Raw genomic sequence first — 25,974 nt, 5'->3', positions numbered from 1 at the left:
TATCCGCAGGGCCGCACGCGCGGCAGTCCCGGCCACCTCGGATCGTCAGAGCCTCGCTCAGCCCACCTCGGGCGCCTGCTCGGGGGGCGGGTTCGAGGCGGGCCGCGTCACGTCGGCGTGTCGCAGCTGCGAGCGGAAGACGACCTGGGTGAGGTACGGCCGCTGCCGACGTCGCCGCCGACCCACCGGCTCGTCATCGGTGCCGTCCCAGTCCACCCGGACGGTGGCGGCCGGGCGGCCGGTGACTCGGTGGATGAGGCGCTCGATGGCATTGCGGGTGTCGTCGCCCCGCACGACGGTGCCCAAACTGCCGTGCACGGCCGCCATGCGAGTCTGGGCGTCGCGGTCGCGCTGTGCTGCATCCTCGCCCAGTGGCTCGAGGAGTGGCGACAAGTCGAGCATCACGCGGTCGCCCCGGTTGAATCGTGGGACGTCCGGGAAGTCCTCCAGCTCCATGCCTCCAGTCTCGCAGGCCGAGGGGCCTGCCCGGGTCGCCGGCCGCACCGTCCGACCCGGGCCTATCGGGATGGGGCCTTCAGGAACTGACGGCTTCCCCCAGGGCCGCTGACCAGTCGTGTTCCTCGGCCCAGCCGCGCAGACTGTGCCACCGCACCTCGGGGTAGGCGGCGCGCAGCCCTTCCACGTCGACCGAGTATCCGCCGGCGCGGAAGAACTCCAGCATGCGCGCCATGTCCTCGTTGCCGGAGTCCCGGAACATCGCGACGCTCAGCTCGACGTACTCGACCGGCCGGCCCAAGGTCTGCGAGAGCTGCTCGACGATCTGCCTTCCGGTCGTCTCCACCGAAGCGAGCTCGACCCGCTTGCCGACGAGGCGCTCGGGCTGCTCCACGGCAAGCGCCACGAAGGACGCCAGATCCGCGAGGGCGACCTGCTGGACCGGCAGGTCGATGGGCACGCCGAAGGGATAGCGGCCCTGCTGGAGCTCGGGAGCGATCCAGGGCATGTCGACGTTCTCGAGGAAGGCCACCGGGGCCACGATGGTGTGCGGGACGCCCAGCCCGCCGAGGTACTTCTCCGCGCGAGCCTTGCTCTCGAAGTGCGGGATCCCGGTCCCGTCGAGGGCGCTGGCGACCGACGAGTAGACGATGTGGCCGATCCCGGCGTCACGGAGCGCGTCGAGGAGCGAGATGACCTGGCGCGCCTCGGTCTCGGAGTCGACCTCGAAGGGGGTGCCGATCGCGAAGGCGGCGTCGAGGCCGTGCGCTGCCTCGCGGATCGAGGCGGGCTGGTCGAAGTCGCCGACGACGACCTCGGCGCCGAGGTCGCGGAGTGCTCTGGCGGCGGGGGAGTCCGGCCGACGGGTGAGTGCGCGGACGGAGTGTCCGCGGGACAGGAGCTCGCGGGCGACTGCCCCTCCCTGTGCCCCGGTGGCGCCGGTGACGAGAACTGAACGGTTCATGGAAGTGTCCTTCGTGGAGGTCGGTTGTGATTGCAAATGTTGCTAACGCAACAATTGCTTGGGCAATTCCCTTGATACGGTCGGAGCGTGCAAGACAGACCTGAGGTCACGTTGGCCTGGCTGGAGCTCCAGCAGGCGGCGTCCCTGTTGCGCACGGCGCTCAGCGCTCGGCTCGAGGAGGCCGCCGGCCTGACCGCAGCCGACTACGACGTGCTGTGGTATCTCGCCAACGCCGTCGACCGGCGCATGACGATGTCCGAGCTCGCCGCACGTGTGCTCCTGTCCCCCAGTGGCACGACGCGGCTGGTCGACCGCCTGGTCCGCCGCGGCTGGGTCACCCGGGAGATCGCACCCGACAACCGGCGACTCACCTTCGCCGTGCTCACCCCCGAGGGGGCGGGCGCGGCCAGGCGCGGCTTCGGAACCGTCCGTGCCACCCGGGACGAGCTGCTCGGCGATCGGCTCTCGGCCTCCGAGCTGGCTGACCTGCGGCGGGTCCTCGGCAAGCTCCTGCGGCGGCTCGACCTCTCGCCCTGAGGTGCCGACCCCGCAGAAGGTGAGACGCTGGGGGCGACGAGTGGAAGGAGGAGCCCAAGGATGTCCCGCAACCGCATCTCCCGCAGGATCGGGGGCGCGCTCGCCCTCGCCACGGCAGGCTGGGGGCTCTGGACAGCCCGCTACTCCCTGCTCCACTGGGGTGCCACCTACCCCGAGCTCCAGGAGCCGCTGCCGGGTGACGACCTGCTGCCGGACGCCCGGCGCGTCGCCACCCGGGGCATCACCATCGGTGCACCGCCCGATGAGGTGTGGCCGTGGATCGCCCAGCTCGGCCAGGGGCGAGGCGGCCTCTACAGCTACGACTGGCTGGAGAACCTCGTCGGGTGCGAGATCCACAGTGTCGACCACCTCGTGCCGGAGTGGCAGGACGTCGGCGTCGGGGACCACGTGCGGTTGCACCCCGATACCGCACTCACGGTCGTTGCGGTCGAGCCCGGCGCGCATCTCGTGCTCCGACCGAGGCCCGTGGAGCGGCACGGGGGGGTGGACCGGTTCCCGTTCGACTACACCTGGGCCTTCGTCCTCCGCAGGCACCCAGGCCGCCGGACTCGGCTCATCGTCCGGGAGCGCTACGCCATCCGGAGCCCGGCCGCCATCGCGATCGTCGAACCCCTCGCCGTCGTCAGCGCCGTGATGGGCATCAAGCAGCTGCGGGGCATTCGGGACCGCGCGACTCGCGTGTCCCGGCGCGGCTGAACCGGAGCGCGGAAGCGGCGCGGGAGCCGTTTCGGAGGTCTGCACAGGGGTATCGGTCGAGCGTCCGAGACGTCCAACCGGAAGGAGATCGCCATGTCGACGACATTTTCCGAGACCGGCACCATCACCGGGACCAGGGACAAGGACTACAACCTGATCTGGTTCGTGCAGAGCTGCCTCGACAATGCCCTGCGGATGGAGCAGTACCAGGCAGACGCGCAACGCGACGGCGACACCGAGGTTGCCGAGCTGTTCGCGAAGGCGCAGGCTGACAGCCGCAAGGGCGCCGAGCTGGGCAAGACCCTGCTCCGCCAGCGTCTGGGCAGCTCCTGAGCACCCGACACGTGGACGTGCCCCCGAGCCGCGAGGCCGGGGGCACGTCCTTTCGTGGTGCCGCCCGCTGGTCGACCGCCGTCTTTCGGGCCGGCGTCCGATATGTGGTGCCCCGTGCACCGGGATCCCGCCGCCTTTCGCGCCAGGGCCCGATAGGTGATGATTCCGCCCGACAGGGGCGACGACGCAGGTGCCAGCCGGTGCGCGGATCCTGGAACAAACCGGAGCGGGGTAAAGTTGAGTCCAGTAGACGCAAGATTTGCGAGCGCGGTTTTGACAAGAGCATGCCGCGACCCGCAGATTGAGCGGGAAGAACGACCAACCCGGCCCGAGCGCGACTGAGCCTTCCCCTGGGAGCGAGCCCAGCAGCATACGGCCACGACTGGAAACCCAAGGAGATCACTCATGGCACGTGCGGTCGGAATCGACCTCGGTACCACCAACTCGGCCGTCGCCGTCCTCGAGGGCGGCGAGCCGACCATCATCGCGAACGCTGAGGGCGGCCGCACCACACCGTCGGTCGTCGCGTTCAGCAAGAGCGGCGAGGTGCTCGTCGGCGAGGTCGCCAAGCGTCAGGCCGTCACCAACGTCGACCGGACGATCCGGTCGGTCAAGCGTCACATGGGCACCGACTGGACGTCGCCCGAGATCGACGGCAAGAGCTACACGGCGCAGGAGATCAGCGCGCGCATCCTCCAGAAGCTCAAGCGCGACGCCGAGTCCTATCTCGGCGAGACGGTGACGGACGCCGTCATCACCGTCCCCGCGTACTTCGAGGACCACCAGCGCCAGGCCACCAAGGAGGCCGGTGAGATCGCCGGCCTCAACGTCCTGCGCATCGTCAACGAGCCCACCGCGGCGGCCCTCGCCTACGGCCTCGACAAGGGCAAGGAGGACGAGCTCATCCTCGTCTTCGACCTCGGTGGCGGCACCTTCGACGTGTCCCTCCTCGAGGTCGGCAAGGACGCCGAGGACGGCTTCGCGACGATCCAGGTCCGCGCCACCAACGGCGACAACCACCTCGGTGGTGACGACTGGGACGAGGTCATCGTCCAGCACCTCATCACGCAGGTGAAGAACAAGACGGGTCAGGACCTCTCGAAGGACAAGATCGCGATGCAGCGTCTCCGCGACGAGGCCGAGCGCGCCAAGAAGGAGCTCTCGACGGCCACGTCGACGAACATCTCGGCGCAGTACATCTCGATGACGCCCGAGGGCCCGATCCACCTCGACGAGAGCCTCACCCGGGCCCAGTTCGAGCAGATGACCAAGCACCTCCTCGAGCGGACGAAGGCCCCCTTCCACCGCGTCATCGAGGACGCCGGCATCAAGGTGTCCGACATCGACCACGTCGTCCTCGTCGGTGGCTCGACCCGCATGCCCGCCGTGACCAACCTCGTCAAGGAGCTCGCGGACCAGGAGCCCAACAAGGGCGTCAACCCCGACGAGGTCGTGGCGGTCGGCGCGTCCCTGCAGGCAGGCGTCCTCAAGGGCGAGCGCAAGGACGTCCTGCTCATCGATGTCACTCCGCTCTCGCTCGGCATCGAGACCAAGGGTGGCCTGTTCACCAAGCTCATCGAGCGCAACACGGCCATCCCGACCAAGCGCTCGGAGATCTTCACGACGGCCGACGACAACCAGCCTTCCGTCCTCATCCAGGTCTTCCAGGGTGAGCGCGAGATCGCCCAGCACAACAAGTCGCTCGGCACCTTCGAGCTGACCGGCATCGCGCCGGCTCCTCGCGGTGTGCCGAAGATCGAGGTCACCTTCGACATCGACGCCAACGGCATCGTCAACGTCTCCGCCAAGGACCAGGGCACCGGCAAGGAGCAGAAGATGACGATCACCGGTGGCTCGGCGCTGTCCAAGGAGGAGATCGACCGCATGGTCAAGGACGCCGAGGCACACGCCGAGGAGGACCGGAAGCGTCGCGAGCAGGCCGAGGTGCACAACCGGGCCGAGCAGCTCGTCTTCTCGACCGAGACCTTCCTCAAGGAGTCCGGCGAGAAGGTCCCGGCCGACGTCAAGACGCCGGTCGAGGAGGCCCTCGCCGACCTCAAGGCCGCCATCGCCGAGGGCTCCGAGGCGAGCGTCGACGACATCGAGGCCAAGATCGACGCGCTCAATGAGAAGTCCCAGGCCATGGGCCAGGCGGTGTATGCCGCTGAGTCGGCTTCCGCTGCGAGCGCCGGTTCCGCTGGTGCCGACGGGGACTCGGCCGGCCCGGGTGCCTCGGCATCGGGTGCGCCTGAGGACGACGTCGTCGACGCGGAGGTCATCGACGACGACACCGCCGAGGACGTGAAGGACGCGAAGTGACCACGACCAACCCCGAGGGTGTGACCCCCGAGGGCGGCGGCCCCGCGCGGGCCGACGCCGGTCAGGGTGCGAAGGGTGCCGGCGGCGACGCCGCCGGCACCCCGCCCCGGGGCGGGGCACCCAAGCACACGTACGTCGAGGGCGGAGCGGGCGCGTCGGCCGAGCCCGGCGGCGAGGACGAGTACGACCACGCACCGGAGCCGGACGAGGAACCGACCGGGCAGTCCGCAGGCAACGCGCGCGCTCAATCGATGGGCGCGTCGGGGGGCGAGTCGGAGGGCGAGTCGGAGGGCGAGTCGGAGGGCGATGCCCTCGCAGAGGAGGAGACGATGGCTGCCACGCTGCTCGCCGACCTCCAGCGGCTGCAGGCCGAATACGTCAACTACAAGAAGCGCGTCGACCGGGACCGCGAGGTCATCCGGCACTCGGCCGTGGGCGGCGTCGTCGAGTCGCTCCTGCCGGTGCTCGACGACATCCACTCGGCCCGCGAGGCGGGGGCCCTCGACGACGGTCCCTTCGCGGCGATTGCGGACAAGCTCGAGGCGACCCTCGGCAAGTTCGGCGTCGAGCGGCTCGGTGCCGCGGGCGAGGAGTTCGACCCGAACATCCACGAGGCCCTCATGCACGTCGAGGCCGAGCTTCCCGAGAGCGCGACCGCGACGACCGTCGTGCAGGTCATCCAACCCGGCTACCGGATCGGTGACCGGCTCGTCCGGGCCGCCCGCGTGTCCGTGGCGGACCCGTCCTGACGCTCACGTGACGGGCAGGATGAGAGAGACGGAGGTGCGCCATGGCTAGTCAGGACTGGTTCGAGAAGGACTTCTACGCGATCCTCGGCGTGCCCCAGGACGCAGACGCCGCGACGATCAAGAAGGCCTACCGCAAGCTCGCCCGCGACCTGCACCCCGACCACAACGTCGGGGATGCCAAGGCCGAGGAGCGCTTCAAGGAGATCGGTGAGGCGTATGCCGTCCTGTCCGACCCTGAGCAGCGCAAGGAGTACGACGCGATCCGGGCCATGTCCCACGGCGGCGCTCGCTTCGCCCCCGGAGGTGGCGGCTTCGAGGACATCTTCGCGAACTTCGGCGGAGGTGGGGAGCGGGTGCGGTTCACCACCGGCGGCGCCCAGCCCAACATCGAGGACATCCTCGGCCAGATGTTCGGCGGCGGGGCGGGCTTCCCCGGCGGTGCAGGCGCCGGCTATCCCGGTGGCTTCGGGTCGACGGGCGGACCGCGTGCCGGGGCCGACGTCGCGGCGTCGACGCGGATCGGCTTCCGGGAGGCCGTCGAGGGCTCGACCGTCACCCTGACCTCGCCGGAACTCGGTCGCATCACGGCGCGGATCCCGCCAGGCGTCAAGGACGGCCAGAAGATCAAGCTGCGCGGCAAGGGACGCAAGGGCGACCCCGGCGCCCCGGCCGGCGACCTGATCCTCACCGTCTCGGTCGACCAGCACCCCGTCTTCGGCCGTGACGGCGACAACCTCACGGTCGACCTCCCGGTGACGTTCGCCGAAGCCGCCCTCGGCGCGACCGTGCCGGTGCCGACCCTCGACGGGGGGTCGGTCAAGGTCAGGATCGCCGCCGGGACGCCGAGCGGCCGCGTGCTCCGCGTCCGGGGCCGCGGCGTCAAGCGCGGCGACAAGGCAGGTGACCTGCTCGCCCGGGTGCAGGTCGTCGTGCCGCAGCGGCTGACCGACGAGGCGCGCGAGGCGATCGAGAAGATGGCGGCCGCGGAGGGCGCCCATGACCCACGAGCGGACCTCTTCCAGCGGGCCAGGCTCTGACGCGGGTCGCGAACCGAGCGCGAAAGGAAGGTGGTGACGGTGGCACGGACGCACCAGCGAACCCCGATGGGGCACGACGACGACACCCCGGTCTTCGTCATCTCCGTCGCGGCCGAGCTCGCCGGGATGCACGCCCAGACCCTCCGACAGTACGACCGGCTGGGACTGGTCTCCCCTTCGCGCACGCGAGGTGGCGGGCGCCGCTACAGCGGGCGCGACGTGTCGATGCTCCGTGAGATCCAGCGCCTGTCCCAGGAAGGCGTCTCGCTCGCGGGGATCCAACGCATCCTCGACCTCGAGAATCACGTCTCGGCGCTCCAGTCGCGTGTCGAGGAGCTGTCGGCCGAGCTGGCGGCGACGAGGGCCGCGCTCGCCCGCTCACGCCCCGGCGAGCGGGTCTTCGCCGCCGGTCCGCACGGTGACGTCGTCGCGGTCCGTCCGGGGCAGCGCCCCCAGCGGACCTTCGCCTCCCAGGCCCTCGTCCTCTGGCGCCCTCACCGTCCCGCCTGATCGAGGACCGAGCCAGCGCGCAGCGAACCACCGAGGATCTCCCGATACACGCCGTCGACGATTCCCACGAGCGATGACCAGTCCCGCTCGGCGCGAACCCACTCGCGGGCGTTGTGGCCGAGGCGGCGGCGAAGCTCGGGGTCATCCAGGAGCCTCGCCAACGTCTGCGCGAGCGAGGACGCCGAGCCCTTCTCGAAGACGAGACCCGTGCGCTCGTGGTCGACGATCTCGGTCAAGGCCGCCACGGACGACACGACGGGCGGCAGTCCAGCCGCCATCGACTCGAACGGCTTGATGGGCGAGATCATCTCGCACACAGGAAGTGGCAGCCGGGGGAAGGGCACCACATCGAAGAGGGACAGGTAGCGGGCGACTTTCTCGTGCGGAACCCGCCCCGTGAACGTCACGACGTCGTCGAGGCGAAGCCGAGCCGAGGTCCGCCGGACCTCATTCGCGTGTGCCCCGTCTCCGACGATGACGACGCGCAGGTCCTCACGGGAACCCGTGAGGACCGCGACCGCCTCGAGGAGCAGGTCGAGGCCCTCGTAGTCGACGAGCGAACCCGCGTAGCCGATGACGGTCTTGCCCCGCAGCCCGAGGTCGGCTTCGAGCGCCCGGTCGCGACCCCGCGGCTGGAACTGCGAGGTGTGCACCCCATTGGGCAGCACGACCAGCTTCTCCTCGGCCACGCCCCGGCTGACCATCTCGCGTTTCAAGGCCTCGGTGATGACGAGCACCCGCTCGGCCCCTGCGCACGACGCGAGCTCCACCTCCCGGAGGAACCGGTCGGAGTCAGTGCCCCGGAAGGCCTCGTCGCGGGAGACCCGGAGCAGGTCCTCGAGTCCTCGCATCTCGTAGATGTAGGGAATGCCGAGGCGCAGCGAAACCTCGCGCGCGGCGAGGCCGTTGACGTGAAAGCTCGAGGCGTGCAGGAGGGCCGCATGGTGGCGCCTGGCGTGACCCTCGAGAGCGTTCGCGTAGCGCCGAACGTAGTCGTCCAACGGGTTCTGGGGATAGGCGCGCCGGCCCGGCTCGAGCACCCGGTGGTAGCGGATGCCGTCAATGGTGTCGTGGGGAGGGACCGTCCGCGACTCCCCGATGGGCCACTGGTCGTAGGGAAAGCCGAGCCGCGTCACCCCCTCGACCGCCCAGCCCCGCTCGAGCAGGCCGGTGAGGATCCCGTGGCTGCGCGTCGCATAACCACCCGTGCGGATCGGCAGCGACTGGGCCAGCACGGAAAGGACGGCACCGGGCCGAACCTGGTGGGCAGGAGAGCCCGGGCCCTGGGCAAGCGGCTGCCACCCGCGGGTCGCCACCGCCACCTGGTCATCGGCACGGGTCAGCGTCTCGCGGGCGAAGCGGTCGTCCGGGGTCAGTTCGAGGGAACGCCGCGCCAGCGCGGCCGCCTCGCCGGCCCGGCCGGCCTTGAGTGCCACCGCGGCGGCCCGACGGATCTCGAGTGCGGCGGCCGACATGCCCCGCCCCGGATCCCCGGCCGCGATCCGAACGAGCCGCTCCCAATCACGCCGCGTGGACAGGGCCCGGACGACGACGGGAAGGGGGTCGGCCAACCCCTCCATCGCCTGGGCGACGGCGTCCTCGACCGCGTCGGGAGCGGCGCGGGCGATCGAGATCTCGGCCCTGAGCCGGGCCACGCCCGACTCCCAGCCCTGGGCACCCCCGTCGCGGAGCCGCCGGTCGAGTTCCGTGACAGTGGCCTCGTCACCGGTCCGCAGGGCGTCGAGGACGCTGTCGAGCTTGTCCGCGGCCGAGGGCGCCGTCGCGACGAGCCGTCGTTCCACGTCGGCGATCTCGTCCGGCTCGCCGTACCTCCCGGCGAGACGGTGGTGGACGAGGAGCGGGTCGACTCGGTCCGACGACTGTGTCGCTCTCCGTGCGGCCTCGAGGGCCTCACGGCCTCGACCCAGTCCTTCGCGGGCCTCGGCCACCAGCGACCACGCCTCCGCCGCCACGCTCGACACCTCGGTCAGCTGCTCGGCGGCCGCAAGGGCGCCCACCGGGTCATGGGCGCCTCGCAACGCGTGGCGCGCGTCAGCAAGCCGAGCCCGGGCACTCACAGCCCGCAGGACCCGGGGACCCCGGTCCGACGGCAGGCGTCGCGCAACCGCCGCCAACGCTCGCCGGGCCCGCCGGCGCAACCGGTCCGCCATCGACATGGCGGCGAGTCTATGCGGCGCGGGCGGCGGTCAGGCATGCCGCTACGCTGTCCGGGGTCGCCGCACAAGGGAGGCATCTGGATGTACCGCGTCATGACCATCTATGGCACGAGGCCCGAGGCCATCAAGATGGCACCACTCGTCGGCGAGCTCCGACGCCACGAGCAGATCGAGGCCATCGTCGCCGTCACGGGGCAGCACCGGGAGATGCTCGACCAGGTCAACTCGCTCTTCGGGATCGAGCCGACCCACGATCTCGACCTGATGACGCCGGGGGCGACCCTTGCCCAGATCACGTCCAAGACCATCCTCGCCACGTCGCACCTGCTCCAGGACGTGCGGCCGGACGTCGTCGTCGTCCAGGGCGACACGACCACCGTGCTCGCGGCCGCGCTCTCCGCGTTCTACGAGAAGATCCCCGTCGTGCACCTCGAGGCCGGTCTGCGCACCGGCGACATCTACTCGCCGTTCCCCGAGGAGGTCAACCGCCGCCTCACCTCGCCCCTCACGTCGCTGCACCTCGCCCCGACCCCGACGTCCAAGGCCAATCTGCTGCGCGAGGGCATCGACGAGGCCACCATCCCCGTCACGGGCAACACCGTCATCGACGCGCTCCAGTGGACGACGACGCAGCCGGTCACCTTCAGCGACCCGCGGGTCGGCCAGATCGTCGATGCCGCCAAGGCCGGGCGCAAGGTTCTGCTCGTCACGTCGCACCGGCGGGAGTCGTGGGGCGACCGCATGACCGAGTCGATGGGCGCCATCCGTGACCTGGCGGTGGCCAACCCGGACGTCCTCGTCCTGCTGCCGATGCACCGCAACCCCATCGTCCGCGACGTCATCGAGCCGATGCTCAGCCCCCTGGAGAACGTCACGCTCACCGAGCCGCTCGAGTACCACCAGTTCGCTCACGTCCTCGCCGCCTCCAACGTCGTGCTCACGGACTCCGGGGGCGTCCAGGAGGAGGCGCCGAGCCTCGGCAAGCCGGTCCTCGTCATGCGCGACACCACGGAGCGCCCCGAGGCTGTCGACGCGGGGACGGTGCGCTTGGTGGGCACCGACGCCGAGACGATCCGGTCCTCGGTTCAAGAGCTCTTCGACGACCGCGATGCCTACGAGGCGATGGCCAATGCCGTCAATCCCTACGGGGACGGCAAGGCGGCCAAGCGCTGCGTGGCCGCCATCGCTGCCATGCTCGGGATTGGTGATCGGGAGCCCGACTTCGCCAGTTGAGCGGCTGGAGGACGGAAGGACTCGTCGTCGGCCGGCGAGCGCGACGGCGCTCAGCGGCATACGGCAGACGGTGGTGTCCTCACGACAAAGGGCCCCCGGCGAGCGTCAGGGGCACTTTTCGGGTCAGCTGGTGCCGGCGCTCAGCGCCAGATCCCGCGCGTGTCGATGACCTTCTTGCCGTCGAGGTCACCCAGCGTCAGTCGCTTGAACGGCTGGTGGTCGACGAGCAGGAGGACGATGTCGGCGTCGCGCACCGCGTGAGAGACCTCAGCGAGCGTGACGTTGGCCCGACCGTCGAGGGACTTGGGCAAGGAGGTCACGTGCGGTTCCACGGCGAGGACGGTGGCGCCGGGGAGCTCCGTGGCGAGCTGCTCGGTGATCTGCAACGCCGGCGACTCACGCAGGTCGTCGATGTCAGCCTTGAAGGCCAGCCCGAGGCACGCCACCGTCGCGCCCTCGCCGTCCGGGCCCTTGCCGAGCTCGCGCATCGCGGCCTTGACCTTCCCGACAACCGTCTGTGGCCGGGCATCGTTGGTCTCGCGGGCGGTTCGGATCAGGCGCGCCTGGGTCGGGGCGGCCGCGACGATGAACCAGGGGTCGACGGCGATGCAGTGGCCGCCGACGCCGGGGCCGGGGTTGAGGATGTTGACCCGGGGGTGACGGTTGGCCAGCCGGATGACCTCCCACACGTCCAGACCGAGCTCCTCGCAGATCTCCGCGAGTTCGTTGGCGAACGCGATGTTGACGTCCCGGAAGGAGTTCTCGGTGAGTTTGGCCATCTCGGCCGTGGTCGCGTCGGTCAGCAGGATCTCGCCCGTGACGAAGGTGCGGTACAGCTCGGCGGCCCTCTCGGCGCAGGCCGGCGTGAGGCCGCCCACCACCCGGTCGTTGGTGAAGATCTCCACCATGATGCGGCCCGGCAGCACCCGCTCGGGGCAGTGCGCGAGGTGCACGTCGGGGTCGGCGTGCTCGTGCGGCAGCCTGAGGTCCGGCCGCAGCTCCGCGAGCCACTGGCTGATCTGCAACGTGGTCCCCGGGGGAGACGTGGACTCGAGGATCACGACCTCCCCTCCCCGCAGCTTGGGGGCGATGCCCTCCGTGGCCGCACGGATGTAGGAGAGGTCAGGCTCATGGTCCCCCTTGAAGGGGGTGGGCACCGCGATGAGGTAGACGGAGGCTTCGGGAGTCTCAGTGCTGGCGCTCAGCAGGCCCTTCGTGACGGCCTCCTCGACGGCCTCGTCGAGGTCGGGCTCGACGATCGGCACGCGGCCGGCGTTGATCTCGTCGACCGTGTGCTGGTTGACGTCGACGCCCTTGAGCGTGAGGCCCTGTCGCGTCAGGGCGGCGCAGGTCGGCAGGCCGATGTAGCCGAGACCGATAACCGCGATTCCGTCGTGGAACATCGAGTTACTCTCCGAAGGTGGTGGGAAACAGGCTCGTCAACTGTACCCGCCTGGTTGCGGTCCTCCGGCCGAGGTGCCGGGGCCGCGGGCTGCCGGTGCGCCGACCCCAGCTGCACCGGCCATGACCGAACGAACCGCCTCGACGAAGGGGCCCCGCGTCGAGCGCCAGTCGTGGTGGACGCGAGCGTAGGCGTGTCCCGCGGCACCCAGCCGAGCGGCGCGCTCGGGATCCTGCCAGAGGTCGACGACGGCGCTGGCCGCTGCCTCTGCGTCGTCGAACGGGACGACGATCCCGCCTCCTGAGGCCTCGACCAGGTCTTGAGCCAGCGGCAGGGGCGTCGTCACGACCGGCACCCCGTGAGCGAGGTACTCGTAGACCTTGGTCGGGGTCGAGTGGCGGTAGTTGGGCTCGTCCCGCAACAGCGAGAGCCCGGCGAGCGACCCCGAGACCATGCCCAGCGCGGTCTCGTTGGCGACGAATCCGTGCACGCGCAGGTCACCACGCGACTGCGCTGCCTCGAGGATGCGGCGGCTCTCCTCGTCCCGGGGTGGCCCGATGATGTCGACGGTGACCGCGCCCTTGGTGCGCTCCCGGACCAGGCGCCCCACGTCCGCCATGACCCTCGCGCCTCGGGCCACGGTCACTGAGCCGAGGTAGACGACCCGGTCCCTTCCGGGGGCAGGCACGGCATCTGGAACGGAGGTCGTGTTGGGGATGACCGGGTGGTTGCCTGTGAAGCGTTCGCGGTAGCCGGGCTCAGCGAGGAGCAAGGCGTGCCGACGCTCCGCGGCGCGTTCGAGGGCTCGGACGGCGGCGGCGGCCGGGCGACGGAGGACGGGCGGTAGCCATCCCTTGACCTCGATGGCCGCGGCAGTGTCCTCGTGGACGTCCCAGATGAGCTGGGGAAGGTGGCGACCGGCTGCGGCCAGCAACAGCTCCGGGTCATGGATGAGCACGGCGGAGTGGCGCGGGGACAGCGTGGCGAGCAGGCGCCGGGCCGCGCGCAGGGCACCGAGACGGCGACGACCCACGGCCCGGGGCAGGTCGATGGTGGTGAGGCCGGACCGCGCCGCAGGGGTGACGCCGTACGCAGAGAACGGTGCGGCGTAGGTGACTGGGTGCCCCGCGTCGAGCAGGGCCTCGATCTCGCGATAGCGGATGCGGGCGTCATCGGGGTGGTGCACGACCGTGAGGACGAGAACAGGTGCCTGCGTCGTCATCGCGCGGGGTCTGCCGGGGTGTGCGTGGCCCCCGACTCGGGCGTCGTCTCAGGCGTCGTCTCGGGCGCGGGTGCCGCGGTGGGGTCCGGAGGGGGGCTCGGCGTGGGGTCCGAAGCACGTCTTGGGGTGGAGTCCGGTGTGGGGCTTGGCGTGGGGGTTGGAGTGGAGTCCGGTGTGGTCCCGGTAGTGGGAGCGGACGGGGCCGCCCCGGTGGCTTGGGGCTGAGGAGCCGGCTTGGGGGGCGCACTCGCCTTCCTCTTCTGCGGGAAGGTCTTCTGATACTCGGCGACGACGTCCGCGGCCGGGCCATCGGCGATGAGGCGGCCCTTGTCCATCCAGAGTGCGCGGCTGCACATGTCCCTGACCGTGTTGTTCGAGTGACTGACGAGGAATACCGTGCCAGCCTCTTCGCGGATCTGTGAGATCCGGTCGGTGCTGCGGACCTTGAAATCGGCGTCACCCGTCGCGAGTGCCTCGTCGACCATGAGGATGTCGGGCGTCTTGGCCGTCGAGATCGCGAACCTCAGACGTGCTCCCATGCCTGACGAGTAGGCCTTCATGGGGAGATACACGAAGTCCCCGATGCCGGAGAACTCGACGATGTCGTCGAAGCGGGCGCGGACCTGCTTCGGGGAGAGCCCCAGTGCCTGGCCGCCGATCATGATGTTTCTCTCGCCCGTGAGATCGCCGAGGAGCACGGCGTTCACGCCGAGAAGCGAGGGCTCGCCGGACAGCCACACCGAGCCGCCGGTGGGGGGGATGAGGCCGGCGATCGCGCGCAGGAGGGTGCTCTTGCCCGATCCATTGCGCCCGATGATCCCGATGGACTCGCCGACGTTGGCGACGAAGGAGACGTCCTTGACGGCGTGGACCTTCTGCACATGCGCGAGCTTGTCGGGTTGGCCGCCGAGCAGGCGCTGGACGATGCGAAGGCCGTTGTCCTCGTCCGGCGGCGGCGCGGGACGACCGCGCTTTGCTCCATAGACCTCGTAGACGATGTCGAGGTGGGAGACGATGACGCTCGGCTTCGGCTCTGGCGTCTGCGAGATGGTGGCCTCAGGAGGCACGGCCGTACCTCGCCTCCGCACGCCAGAAGAAGATGAAGCCGGTGATCGGCAACGTCACGGCCCAGAAGGCAGCCACGAGCCAGTTCGTGAGCTGGATGGGCGACTCCGCGAGTAGGGCCTCGCGGGTGATCGTCAACGGGGCCGAGATCGGCTGGTACGCCATGATCGCGTAGACGACCGGGTGTCCCCCGGCGTAGGCCTCGATGCTGAAGAAGACGCCGGAGATGTAACGGAGCAGGCGCGTTGCAACCGGGATGAGGTTGCCGATGTCCCGAGAGATCTCGACGATCCGCGCAAGGAAGAACGAGATGCCGAGGATGCTGAGAAACATGAGCAGGACAGCGAGTGGCAGCATGAGCCACTTGACTTGGATCGGCTCTCCGGTGACCAGCATGAGGAGGACGAGCACCCCCAGCGCCGGCAGCGTATGGATCATCTGGGTCAGGGTCACGGAGATCGGCAGGACTGCTCGTGGGAAGCGCAGCGAGCGCACGAGCCCGAGGTTGCTCGTGATCGACTTCGCTCCGGTCGTCATCGAAGACGCGATGAAGCTGAACAGAAAGATCCCGATCGTCAGGAATCCGACGTAGTTCTCGGTCCCTCGGTCCGTCTTGAGGAGCAACCCGAAGATGACGTAGTACGAACCGACGAGAAGAAGCGGGTTGAGGACTGACCAGACCTGCCCAAGCAGGTACTTCTGGTGGGCGGCATAGGCCTGGGAGGACGCGAGGGTCCAGATGAAGTTGCGCTTCGCCCAGACCTGCAGAACGTAGTCCCACAGGGGTGGGCGCACCCCGACCTCCATGAGCCCGTGACGTTCGGCGAGCGCCCGCGCCTCCTCAGGCGAGAGGACCGCGGGCTCGAAGCCCGCGATGGGAGTGGGCTCCGTCGGGGTCACAGGCGTTGGATCCTCTCGCCTTCGCTCACGACACCGCGGGTGTCGAAGAACCGCTGTGCAGCGCGGGCGAGGCCGTCGACGTCGTACTCCCGGTGGTTCTGCACCAAGACCGTCAGGTCTGCTTCCGCCACGGCCGCCACGGGGTCGTCAACCCTGGAGACGTCACCGCCGAGGGCACGCCAGTCGGACACGTGGGGGTCGTGGAAGAGCACCGTGGCTCCGTGCGACACGAGCTGGCGGGCGAGCGGAACCGCAGGGCTCTCACGCTGGTCGGCGATGTCGGGCTTGTAGGTGACGCCGAGGATCAGCACGGTCGATCCGCGGAGCGGCTTCGCGTCTTCGTTGAGTGCGTCCTGAACGCGCCGTACGACGTAGCCAGGCATGGTCGCGTTGATCTCCTGAGCGAGCTCGACGAACCGGAAGGGGTAGCCGAGACGAGCCCGCACGTTGTGCGACAGGTAGTTCGGGTCGATGGGGATGCAGTGGCCACCCACGCCAGGACCGGGGTAGAACGCCTGGAAGCCGAAGGGCTTCGTCTTGGCGGCATGGATCACATCCCAGAGGTCGATCCCGAGGTCATGGCAGAAGCGCGCCATCTCGTTGACGAGCGCGATGTTGATGTGGCGGTAGGTGTTCTCGAGCAGCTTCGCCGTCTCTGCCTCGCGCGTGCCTTTGGCCCGCACGACCGTGTCGACGAACTTTCCGTAGAAGTTGGCCGCCGCGTCGGTGCACGCGGGCGTGAGGCCGCCGACCACCTTGGGCGTGTTGCGCGGCCCGAAGGTCTTGTTGCCCGGGTCGATCCGCTCGGGCGAGAACGCGAGGTGGAAGTCGGTGCCGGCCTTGAGGCCGCCGGCCTCGAGCAGCGGCCGCACCACCTCGTCCGTGGTCCCGGGGTAGGTCGTCGACTCCAGGACCACGAGCATGCCTGGCTGAAGCCGCTCAGCAATGGTGGCGACGGCTGCCTTGACCGCACCCAGGTCTGGCCCACCCTCATCGGACAGCGGGGTCGGCACGCAGATGACGATCGTCTGCGCCTCGCGCAGCGCGTCCGCATCGGTCGTCGCGCGGAAGCCGCCCTCCAGCATCTCCGAGATGTGGTCGTCTGACAGGTCGTCCACGTGTGACCGCCCGGCATTGAGCCCATCCACGACCTGGTGGCTGAGGTCGTAGCCGGTGACCTTCAGCCCTGATCGCGTGGCCTCCTGGGCGAGTGGGAGGCCCACGTACCCCAAGCCGATCACGGCGACGTCAACTGGCACGTGTTGCTCCCTCGTCCTCGCTCGGGTCTGGCCCTGCGATGTTCAGCACCCGGGCATAGAGATCTGCGTACGTGCGGGCGGCAGCATCCCAGGTTCGGTTGTCACTGACCCAGCGCCTGGCGGCCTGGCCCATGGTTGCTCTAAGCGCTGGATCATACAGCAGCACTTTCAGGGCTTCCGCCCACGAAGCAGCGTCGTCGGGAGCAGCCACGAGGCCTCGCGCCGGTGATGCGGCTCCCACCAGTTCGACAAGTGGGGGCAGGTCGCTCACGACGACCGGACGCGCGGTGGCCATTGCCTCGACCGGCTTGAGCGGCGGGACGAGGGCCGTCACGGGGGTCCGTCGTCGCGGAACGCAGAAGACGTCCATGGCCGCGTGGTGCTCGCGTGCGAACGCGTAGGGAACCTGCCCGGTGAAGGTCGCTCGTCCGGGAGGGAGGACGTCGGCGGCGAGTCGCTCGAGGTCCCGGCGAGCCGGGCCATCGCCCACGACGAGCACGACGAGGCGTGGATCCTCCACGAGCGCAGCGGCCTGGAGGAGGACGTCCACGCCCTCATAGTCGTTGAGGGTGCTGACGAGCCCGACGACGACGGCGTCCGGGTCGATGCCGAGCCGAGCGCGCAGTGGTCCGGCGTCGGGTGGTGGGGCGAGATAGTCGGCGGAGACGGCGTTGCCGACGATCGTGACCTTGGCTGTCGGGATGCCTCGCGCGACGATGTGGGCGCGCATGGACTGCGAGCCCGTCACGACGGCATCGGCGGCGCGCATGCAGGCGGTCTCCGCCTCGCGCGACATTCGGTAGAAGTCGGTCTCGGGTCGACCGCCCCTGCTGCGCCACGTCTCCTCGAGGAAGCCGCGGGCCTCGTACACCACCGGGATGTCGAGCCGGGCACCGGCGAGGAGTGCCACCTGGCCGTTCTCGTGCCTGCTGTGGGCATGGAGCACGTCGGCGTCGATCCGGCGGGCAAGTCGAACCAGCTCGTCCACCCCTGCAGCGAGGCGGTCGTCGGCCCGCACCGGTATGCCCCGAAAGGGCAGCAGGCGGTGACTGGGAACGCCGTCGTGCGTGAAGTCCATGGACCGTGCGGTGCGACCCATGTCCACAGGAAAGCCGAGGCGGGTCACGACGTGGGCGTCGAGGCCGACAGCGCGCTGCCCTGCCGCGATCCCCTGGGTGCGGATGGTGTAGCCGGCCTGGACCTCCGGGAGAGCGTTGGTCACGATGTGCAGGACGGTCGCCGAGACCGCCCGCGACTGGTTCGCCTCCTCGTGGCGCGCGTGGCGCGCGTGGGGCAGGTGGGGGGCGGGCGGGGCGGCGCGCTCTGGAAGACGGTGCACCAGACGGGCCTCGAGGACCTGGACCTCTCCGCGGAATCCCTCGGTGAGGTGATCGCGGCGGCCGTGCCGGGCCTTTTCGGCAAGGGAGACCGCCTCCTGCAAGCGCCCGTCGGACCAGGCGGTGAGCGCACGAAGGCGCAAGCGTGCCGGGTCATCCTCGGGGAGGCGCTGGACCGCTGCGGCGGCCAGGTCAGACCTGTCCAAGGCGGCGCCGACGGCCGCCGCGGCCCGGAGCTGCCGAGGGTTCCCCTCGGCGATGAGCTCCTGAAGTGCAGTGGCCGCCTCGTCGCGCCGTCCAGCAGCTCCATCGGCGACCACCGCCAGAAGCGGAAGTCGATCTCGCACCCGCCGCGACCGCAAGAGCGTGCGAATCGGCTCCGGTGCTGCTCGCAGTGAGACGGAGACGGCCTTCCACGGATCCCGGCGCAGGTGTCGCGAGACGATCGCCGCGTAGGCGGGCAGATGGGCGAGGATGGCGGTGACCTGGATGCCTCGGTGATGGCGCCCTCGCGGGGTCGAATCGGAACCGGCGGGCGCCATAGGGGCATCTTGGCACACGTCACGAGCATGCCCGCGCTGCTGTCACACTGGTGGCCATGACCTCACGCAACGCCGGTCTGCGACGCGAGCTGGACCGGGCGACAAAGGCCGTTCGTGAGGCAATGAGTGACAGTCGGGCCCGTGGTGACCTGCCGCGCAAGCTGCGCAAGGAGCTGCACCGCCGAGTCCCCGCGCTCCGACCCAAGATCAGGCTGCGCACCTCGTTGCCCCATGTCGTGCTACCCACCGGCCCGATCGTCCGTCCTGAGATCCGGGCTGCCGTGATCCTCGACCCCTTCTCCTCGCTCGCCCTGCGATACGAGTGGGACCAGGTCGACGTCCTGCCCGATGCCTGGCGTGACCAGCTCACGTCACCCCGCCTGCCGGACCTGCTCTTCGTCGAGTCCGCCTGGAATGGCAACGATGGTGCGTGGCGCCTGGCCATGACGAGCACGGAGCCGATTCGCGACGAGCTGCTCGAGCTGGTCGAGTGGTGCCGAGGGCAGGGGGTGCCCACCGTCTTCTGGAACAAGGAGGACCCGCCGAACTACGAGCGCTTCATCGAGACCGCACGATGGTTCGACCACGTGTTCACCGTCGATGCGGATCGTCTCCCGGACTACCGTCGCGACCTCGGTCACGATCGCGTGGGGTTGCTTCCCTTCGCTGCCCAGCCCCGACTCCACAACCCGGTGCTGCGCGACCGTGGCCGGGAGCACGATGTCGCGTTTGCCGGAACCTACTTCGCGGACAAGCACGAGCAGCGCCGGGCCCAGATGGACACGATCGTCCGTCCCGCGCTCGAGCACGGGCTCCACATCTACTCCCGCATGGCGCTCGAGGATGAGCGCTACCAGTTCCCGCCGGAGTACCGCTCCTCGGTGGTGGGCTCCCTTCCGTATGAGCGGATGCTCGCCGCGTACACCTCGTACAAGGTGTTCCTCAACGTCAACTCGGTCACCACGTCGCCGACGATGTGCGCCCGACGGCTCTTCGAGCTCTCCGCTGCGCAGACACCCGTGCTCAGCGGGCCGGCCGCCTCGATCGAGCCGTTCTTCGGCGACACGATCACCGTCGCCCGCGATGCCGAGGAGGCGCGAAGCGCACTCTCGGTCCTCCTCCGACACGCGGAGTACCGCGACCGGATCGGGCTCCGTGCCCACCGCCGCGTCTTCGACGAGCACCTCTACCGTCACCGCGTCTCGGCGGTCCTCGAGAGCGTCGGGCACCCGGCGTCGGACGTCGACCAGTCGATCACTGCCGTCGTGCCCACGATGCGGCCGGACCGACTCGACTCGGTCCTCGACTACATCGCCGAGCAGTCCCACGGTGACGTCGAGCTGGTCCTGGTGACGCACGGGTTCGAGGCGGACCCGGCGGACGTGGCACGCCGCGCGGCCGACCGGGGCATGCCCGTCCCCGTCCTCCGGTCGGCGGACGCATCGATCACCCTCGGCGCCTGCATGAACCTCGGTGTCGAGGCGGCATCCGGTCGATACGTCGCCAAGATGGACGACGACAACGTCTACGCCGCTCACTACCTCCGGGACCTCGTGCGTGCCTTCGAGTACACGGAGGCCGTGGTGGTGGGCAAGTGGGCCCACTACGCCCATTTGTCCGCTTCCGGCGCCACCCTGCTGCGCTTCCCTGATGCGGAGCACCGGTATGTGTCGCTCGTCCAAGGTGGGACCATCCTCGTGCCGCGCGAGGTGGCCGCTAAAGAGCGGTTCGAGGACCTCCCGCGTCGCGTCGACACCACCTTTCTCGAGAAGATCCAGCGAGCCGGAGGCAAGGTCTACTCGGCCGATCGGTTCAACTTCGTGTCGATGCGCTCGGCGACGACGGATGGGCACACGTGGCCGATCACAGACATGGAGCTGTTGGCTCGCCGGTCCGAACTGGCGTTCTACGGAGATGCAACCACCCACGTGACCGTGTGACCATTGGTCACGATCCTCCGCCCGCGTCGCTGTGCACCGTCGTCGAGTCGGCCCCGCGCCGGCCCTCGAGGCGCCCGTCGCGGCCTGACCACTCAGGTGGACGTGTCACCATTGACGTCTGCCCCCCGACAGCACGAGCCGACCCCGGCCACACGACCAGAACATCCGAGGAATCCCTGACCCATGAGCTCTGCCAGCCAGGACCCCCGGGCACCGATGAGGGGCGACATCGAGGGCCTGCGGTCGGTGGCTGTCCTCTTCGTCCTCGTGTATCACCTGGGTGTCGACCGGCTGTCCGGCGGATTCGCCGGGGTCGACGTCTTCTTCGTCATCTCCGGCTTCCTCATCACGGCCGGTCTGTTGACCGAGGCGGAGCGGTCCGGCACCGTCTCCCTGACCAAGTTCTATGCGCGTCGAGCCCGCCGTCTCCTGCCGGCCGCCACGGTGGTGCTCGTGTTCACAGCACTCGCCGGTTGGCGAGTGCTGCCGAGCGCTCACTGGGAAGCCCTTTCGAGCGACATCGCGGCGGCGGCGTTGTACGTCGTCAACTGGGCCCTGGCGTTCCGCTCGGTGGACTACCTCGCCGAGGACGAGGGCGTGTCTGCGGTGCAGCACTACTGGTCCCTCTCGGTCGAGGAGCAGTTCTACGTCGTCATCCCGATCATGATGATCGCGCTGGCCTGGCTCGCCCGACGACGTGGCTGGGGCGTTCGCAGGTCGATCACCGTGGCCATCGCCGCCATCGTGCTGGCCTCGTTCGCGTTCTCCGTGGTCCACACCGATGCGTCGCCGCAGACCGCCTACTTCTACTCCACGACCAGGGCCTGGGAGCTGGGGATCGGCTCGCTGGTGGCGTGCGCCGTCCCGCTGCTGAAGCGGCTGACGGTCCCGGTCGCCTCCGCCCTGGCCATGGCTGGTGTCGCCCTCATCGCCGCAGCCGGCCTCGTCATCACCACGAGCACACCCTGGCCGGGCTCGGCGGCGTTGGTGCCGACCGTGGGCACCGCTGCGGTCATCGCTGCAGGCGTCGCCCACTCGCGCACCCTCGTCGGTCGCCTCCTCGGGCTTCGGCCGCTCGTCTGGATCGGTGGCCTGTCCTACTCGATCTACCTCTGGCACTGGCCACTGATCATCCTGTCGGGCTATGTCGTCGACCTGACACGCTGGCACAAGGTCGGTCTCGCGATCGCCTCAGTCGGTTTCGCCTGGTTGTCGAAGAAGCTCGTCGAGGACCCGATCCGGTTCGGTCCGACCTTCGCTCGCCGTTCCCGGCCGACCCTCGTGATGGGGGCGGCGGGGATGGCTCTCTCCCTCGTCGCTGCCGGACTGGTGTGGACCCAGGCGCCCCGCCTGACGGACCGGCCGGCGAGTGCGGTCGGCGCGGCGGCGCTCCCGGAGCCGGGCACCACCTCGAAGACCTACGCAAGGACGCCGAGACCACAGCTGGGCCCGGAGATCACGCGCAGTGGCATGGTCTACCCCGTCCCCGCCGCTGCCCCCAAGGACATTCCGGCCTACTACGCTGACGACTGCCAGATCCAGCAGGGCGACGAGTCACTCCGGCTGGACTGTGTCTACGGCGACCCCGAGGGCGACGTCACGGTCGCACTCGCGGGCGACTCGAAGGCTGGGCAGTGGTTCGATGCACTGGACCGGATCTCCAAGGCGCACGGGTGGCGACTGGAGCTCTACCTCAAGAGTGCGTGTGGACTGAATCCGGAGCAGCCGAAACCTGACTGTCGCGCCTACAACGACAAGGTGATGGACCGGCTCACCTCGCGCGAGCACCGGGTGGACTACGTCGTCACATCCGCGGGCAGAGGCACCAGTGGCCGCGAGGACCCGTCGGAGGAGCGGGCCTTCGTGGAGGGCTATGACTCCTATTGGCGGCGGCTCGAAGCCGTCGGCACGAAGATCATCGCACTGAGCGACAGTCCACAACCGGGTGGCAAGGGCACGCGCTACGAGTGCGTTGAGGAGAACCCCGATGACTTCCTCAAGTGTGCGTTCGGCGCGAACGATGGGCTGGGCACGGACTCACTGCGTCGCGCCGTCGAGCTCGACAGCTCACGCACCTGGCTGGACCTCAACACGTGGGTCTGTCCCGAGACACCCCAAGGACAGTGCCCCGTCGTCATCGGCAATCTCCTCGTCTACCGCCAGGGGAGCCACGTGACGAGCACCTACGTCGAGTCGATGACTCCCATCATCGAGAGGCTCTTCGTCGAGGCGGGGATCCTCTCGTCGCGTTCGCCGAGCCTTGGGGCCAAGGGCTCCTGACGATCTCCGTGGGGAACCCGCTCGTGGGCCTCGGTCCGGCAGCTGACGACCGGGCTACGCCGCGAGCCCGAACTGACCTGAACACTTCCATCCCGTACGGTTGGAAGGCCCTGATTGCGAGCAGAGGAGGACCTACATGATCCGATCCCGGAAGCGTCTTGCCGTGCTCGGCGTCGCCCTGCTCGGCGTCTTCGCTGCGCTGGCCGCGCTGCTCCAGTGGTGGGGTATCGCGCTTGCCCTGCTTGCCGTCCTCAACGGGGCGGGGCTCTCTCTTCTCCTGCTGGGACTCGCGCACGGGCAGGATCTGCGACGCGTGGACAAGCAGTTGCGGGACCTCGAGAAGCGTGTGGAGAAGGTGGCGTCCCGGGTGGTTGCCACGGGGGAGGCAACCCGCGTGGAGCTGATCGACCTTCTCGGGGACCGTGGCTGAGCCGGCCCTCCTGCCGAGGAGCCGCACCGTCCGGGACCTGGGTTTCGCGGCACGAGACGCGGAGCGCCTGTCGCACGCCGAGGGTGCGTCGTTCGCAGCCTTCGCGCTGCGCACGCGGAGTGCCGGTGCGCGCGAGGTGCTGGCCCGGGCCGCCACCCGCGGTGCACTGGACCGCGGCTCCCTTCTGGCGGTGCTCGGGGAGCTGAAGCCGCACGATCTCGGGCTCGACCCGGTCTGGGTCGCCTGGCTCGCCTACGTTGAGGCGTTGTCACCAGACGTCCCGGCCGACGTGGCGCTGGACCTCCTCGAGCTGGCCGCGATCACGAGCCGCGAGGCCGGACTGCCCACCGAAGTCGCGGACGTCCGCGCACAGCGCCTGCTCCGAGCCGGTCGTCGACAAGCCACGTTCGCCGCCCTGGACGAGAGCACGGTCTCCGCTGAGACGCGGTGGGCGGTCGAGTGCGACCTCGCCAATCCGGCCCTCTGGCAGGGCGAGGAGCTTGACGAGCGGCGCTGGCTCGATCTGTTGAGCCGACCGTTCGTGGATGGGCGCGTGGAAGCCGTCACCCTGGAGGGTGCAGGTGAGACGCCATTCGCTCGGCTTCGCGCCAGCGCCCCCAGACTGGACGCCGAGGCGATGAAGGCGGGTGGGATGGTGTCGGTGGTCATGTCGGCCTTCCGGCCCGACCGCGACATCTTCGCAGCGGCGCGTTCCATCCTCGACCAGACCTGGGCCAACCTCGAGCTCCTCGTGGTCGACGATGCCTCCCCGCCGAGCTATGACGAGGTACTCGCCGAGGTGGCACGCCTCGATCCGCGTGTCCGCGTGCTGCGGGCACCCTCCAACGGGGGGACGTACCAGGCCCGCAACCTTGCCTTCCGTGAGGCCAGCGGTGAGTTCATGACCTTCCAGGACAGCGATGACTGGTCGCATCCCCGCCGGATCGAGGTGCAGGTGCGTGCGCTCTTGGACGATCCCTCGATCCTCGCCACGCGCACGCCTGCGATTCGCGCCTACCCGGACCTCAGCCTGACATGGCCGGGCTACCCTGCCCAGCGTCCCAACGCGAGCTCGCTCCTCTTCCGCCGCCTGCCGGTCCACGACCTCATCGGGGACTTCGACGCGGTTCGCAAGTCCGCGGACATGGAGTACCCCCGCCGGTTGCAGGCGGTCCGTCCGAAATCCGTCAGGGACGTGGACGGCTTCGGCCCGATGGCCATCACCCAATTGCGGGGTGGCTCCCTGTCGCGGAGCGATGCGGTGCCCGGCTGGATCAGGTGGACTCGGCTGTCCTACCAAGACGCCTACCTCGAGTGGCACGAGCGGATCAAGATGGGGTCTGCCGATCCCCGGGTCACGAGTGACGGGCCGCGACCCTTCCCCCTGCCGGACCCGACGTGGTCACCGTGGCGGGCTGGCACGGAGGTTCCGCGCGGGCACTTCGACGTCGTCGTGCTCGGCGACTGGCGGTCCGGTCGCGGACCTCACCGTGAACTGCTCGACGAGATGCGACTGCTGGCTTCGGCCGGACTCCGGGTCGGGATCGCCCACGCGGAGGCGCCCTTCCCCCTGCCGCGCAAGCGACAGCCCCGTGCCCGCCCGGTCCAGCGCCTCATCAACGCGGGCATCGTCGAGCTGACCCATCTCGACCGCCCCTCAGATGTCGGGGTCCTGCTCGTCGTGGACCCCGACGTGCTGAGCTACCTGCCGCGCGTGGACGTCGGCCTGGTTCCGCGGACGATCGTTGTGGTCGTCGACGACGCTGCGGCTGGCGTGCACGTGGAGGAGTCGGACCGCGCGGTGCGCCAGGTGTTCGACACAGCACCGTTGTGGACCGCCCGTCACCGGACGCTTCTCGAAGAGCTCCGTGCCTCGGCGCCCAAGGCTGTCGTGGACGAGGAGGTCCTGCCCTTCGCCGTCGACGTGGCAGGACTGCGCGTCACTGATCGACGTCTGCTCGGACCGCAGCCCGTGATCGGCCACCACCTGCCCGACGAGGGTTCACGATGGCCGCGCAGCCCGGCGCACCTGCTGGTCGCCTATCCAGCCGAGGGAGTCGATGTCCGGCTCCTCCACGGCACGACGGCTGCTGCCCGTCTCCTCGGGAAGCCGACCCATCCCGTGGGCTGGCTGTCGTTCGACGGCGTCGACCTGACCACCCGGACCTTCCTGTCCCGGCTCGACTTCTTCGTCTATCTGGGTGTGAGAGACCATGTCGCCGACCATGCCCTCCTCGAGGCCATGGCCGCGGGATGCGTCCCTATCGTCACCGAGGAGTTCCGGCCGCTCGCCGGCGACGGGGCGCTCTATGTCGCCACACCGGGAGGTGAGGTCGCCGAGCTCGTCGCCGAGCTCTCAGCAGACCGCGCCCGATACCGGGCTGTCCAGGAACGCGCCATGCGTCACCAGGACCTCGGCGGAGGCTTTGTCCACCGCATCGAGAGGCTTTGCGGCGTGACGGTGCCCGGCGCCCGCGACCACCGACCGACACCGCTGGTCGATGATCCGACCGACCGACGTAGCCTGCTGGCCACTGAGGAGCAGCGCGGCTGATGATGAGGTTC

At 69.6% G+C, this 25,974-nt stretch carries 21 protein-coding genes; 12 read left to right on the top strand and 9 right to left on the bottom strand.

Features of this window, described 5'->3' with window-relative positions; translation table 11 throughout:
* Positions 1-57 precede the first annotated feature (57 nt).
* Positions 58-456: a hypothetical protein gene (locus LOY02_RS00205; protein WP_317180290.1), complete on the bottom strand. Its 399-nt coding sequence runs from the start codon at positions 454-456 to the stop codon at positions 58-60.
* Between the two features lie 79 nt (positions 457-535).
* Positions 536-1,420: an NmrA/HSCARG family protein gene (locus tag LOY02_RS00200; RefSeq protein WP_317180289.1), complete on the bottom strand. Its 885-nt coding sequence runs from the start codon at positions 1,418-1,420 to the stop codon at positions 536-538.
* 87 nt (positions 1,421-1,507) lie between these two features.
* Here LOY02_RS00200 and LOY02_RS00195 point away from each other — a divergent pair, with 87 nt between their 5' ends.
* From LOY02_RS00195 to LOY02_RS00165, 7 genes are all read left to right on the top strand, one after another.
* Positions 1,508-1,957, top strand: a complete 450-nt coding sequence (locus LOY02_RS00195; RefSeq protein WP_317180288.1) for a MarR family winged helix-turn-helix transcriptional regulator — start codon at positions 1,508-1,510, stop codon at positions 1,955-1,957.
* 60 nt (positions 1,958-2,017) lie between these two features.
* Positions 2,018-2,674 (top strand): SRPBCC family protein, encoded by a 657-nt coding sequence (locus tag LOY02_RS00190; protein ID WP_317180287.1) that lies wholly within the window; start codon positions 2,018-2,020, stop codon positions 2,672-2,674.
* Between the two features lie 93 nt (positions 2,675-2,767).
* Positions 2,768-3,007: a hypothetical protein gene (locus tag LOY02_RS00185; RefSeq protein ID WP_317180286.1), complete on the top strand. Its 240-nt coding sequence runs from the start codon at positions 2,768-2,770 to the stop codon at positions 3,005-3,007.
* 405 nt (positions 3,008-3,412) lie between these two features.
* Entirely contained in the window at positions 3,413-5,326 is a 1,914-nt protein-coding gene (gene dnaK, locus LOY02_RS00180; protein WP_317180285.1) for a molecular chaperone DnaK, read from the top strand.
* A complete protein-coding gene (locus LOY02_RS00175; RefSeq protein WP_317180284.1) occupies positions 5,323-6,075 on the top strand; it encodes a nucleotide exchange factor GrpE in 753 nt (250 codons plus the stop codon). The genes dnaK and LOY02_RS00175 overlap by 4 nt, the downstream gene beginning before the upstream one ends.
* Positions 6,076-6,116: 41 nt before the next feature.
* The gene (locus tag LOY02_RS00170; protein WP_317180283.1) at positions 6,117-7,112 is read left to right on the top strand and encodes a DnaJ C-terminal domain-containing protein; all 996 of its coding nucleotides are present in this window, start codon (positions 6,117-6,119) and stop codon (positions 7,110-7,112) included.
* 66 nt (positions 7,113-7,178) lie between these two features.
* Complete coding sequence (locus LOY02_RS00165; RefSeq protein ID WP_317180331.1) at positions 7,179-7,622, top strand: heat shock protein transcriptional repressor HspR; 444 nt, start codon at positions 7,179-7,181, stop codon at positions 7,620-7,622.
* On the opposite strand, the gene LOY02_RS00160 is transcribed toward LOY02_RS00165, so the two are convergent.
* Positions 7,607-9,799 (bottom strand): glycosyltransferase family 4 protein, encoded by a 2,193-nt coding sequence (locus LOY02_RS00160; protein WP_317180282.1) that lies wholly within the window; start codon positions 9,797-9,799, stop codon positions 7,607-7,609. The genes LOY02_RS00165 and LOY02_RS00160 overlap by 16 nt on opposite strands.
* Before the next feature lie 81 nt (positions 9,800-9,880).
* On the opposite strand from LOY02_RS00160, the gene wecB reads away from it, so the two are divergent.
* A complete protein-coding gene (gene wecB, locus LOY02_RS00155) occupies positions 9,881-11,032 on the top strand; it encodes a non-hydrolyzing UDP-N-acetylglucosamine 2-epimerase (protein WP_317180281.1) in 1,152 nt (383 codons plus the stop codon).
* Positions 11,033-11,172: 140 nt separating this feature from the next.
* Here the strand turns inward: wecB and wecC are convergent, their stop codons facing one another.
* From wecC to LOY02_RS00125, 6 genes are read right to left on the bottom strand one after another with little or no spacing between them, the layout of a single operon-like run.
* Positions 11,173-12,435: a UDP-N-acetyl-D-mannosamine dehydrogenase gene (gene wecC / locus LOY02_RS00150; protein WP_317180280.1), complete on the bottom strand. Its 1,263-nt coding sequence runs from the start codon at positions 12,433-12,435 to the stop codon at positions 11,173-11,175.
* A gap of 36 nt (positions 12,436-12,471) precedes the next feature.
* Positions 12,472-13,656 carry a glycosyltransferase gene (locus LOY02_RS00145; RefSeq protein WP_317180279.1) on the bottom strand — a complete coding sequence of 395 codons (1,185 nt, stop codon included), beginning with the start codon at positions 13,654-13,656 and terminating at the stop codon, positions 12,472-12,474.
* On the bottom strand, positions 13,653-14,723 hold the full coding sequence (locus LOY02_RS00140; protein WP_317180278.1) for an ABC transporter ATP-binding protein: 1,071 nt from the start codon (positions 14,721-14,723) through the stop codon (positions 13,653-13,655). The genes LOY02_RS00145 and LOY02_RS00140 overlap by 4 nt, the downstream gene beginning before the upstream one ends.
* Positions 14,713-15,621, bottom strand: a complete 909-nt coding sequence (locus tag LOY02_RS00135) for an ABC transporter permease (RefSeq protein ID WP_317180277.1) — start codon at positions 15,619-15,621, stop codon at positions 14,713-14,715. The genes LOY02_RS00140 and LOY02_RS00135 overlap by 11 nt, the downstream gene beginning before the upstream one ends.
* Positions 15,618-16,880: a nucleotide sugar dehydrogenase gene (locus tag LOY02_RS00130; RefSeq protein WP_317180276.1), complete on the bottom strand. Its 1,263-nt coding sequence runs from the start codon at positions 16,878-16,880 to the stop codon at positions 15,618-15,620. Before LOY02_RS00130 ends, LOY02_RS00135 begins: the two co-directional genes overlap by 4 nt.
* Positions 16,870-18,759, bottom strand: a complete 1,890-nt coding sequence (locus tag LOY02_RS00125; protein ID WP_317180275.1) for a glycosyltransferase family 4 protein — start codon at positions 18,757-18,759, stop codon at positions 16,870-16,872. The genes LOY02_RS00130 and LOY02_RS00125 overlap by 11 nt, the downstream gene beginning before the upstream one ends.
* 56 nt (positions 18,760-18,815) lie before the next feature.
* Here LOY02_RS00125 and LOY02_RS00120 point away from each other — a divergent pair, with 56 nt between their 5' ends.
* The 4 genes from LOY02_RS00120 to LOY02_RS00105 all read left to right on the top strand — a co-directional run bounded on the left by LOY02_RS00120 (position 18,816) and on the right by LOY02_RS00105 (position 25,963).
* Entirely contained in the window at positions 18,816-20,699 is a 1,884-nt protein-coding gene (locus LOY02_RS00120; protein ID WP_317180274.1) for a glycosyltransferase, read from the top strand.
* Between the two features lie 183 nt (positions 20,700-20,882).
* Positions 20,883-22,979: an acyltransferase family protein gene (locus tag LOY02_RS00115; protein ID WP_317180273.1), complete on the top strand. Its 2,097-nt coding sequence runs from the start codon at positions 20,883-20,885 to the stop codon at positions 22,977-22,979.
* Positions 22,980-23,115: 136 nt separating this feature from the next.
* A complete protein-coding gene (locus LOY02_RS00110; RefSeq protein ID WP_317180272.1) occupies positions 23,116-23,409 on the top strand; it encodes a hypothetical protein in 294 nt (97 codons plus the stop codon).
* Positions 23,402-25,963: a glycosyltransferase gene (locus LOY02_RS00105; protein WP_317180271.1), complete on the top strand. Its 2,562-nt coding sequence runs from the start codon at positions 23,402-23,404 to the stop codon at positions 25,961-25,963. Before LOY02_RS00110 ends, LOY02_RS00105 begins: the two co-directional genes overlap by 8 nt.
* The last annotated feature ends 11 nt before the right edge of the window (positions 25,964-25,974 follow it).

This window comes from Intrasporangium sp., assembly GCF_032907665.1.
Taxonomy (GTDB): Bacteria; Actinomycetota; Actinomycetes; order Actinomycetales; family Dermatophilaceae; genus Intrasporangium.
This window is presented reverse-complemented; position numbering and strand designations above follow the sequence as displayed.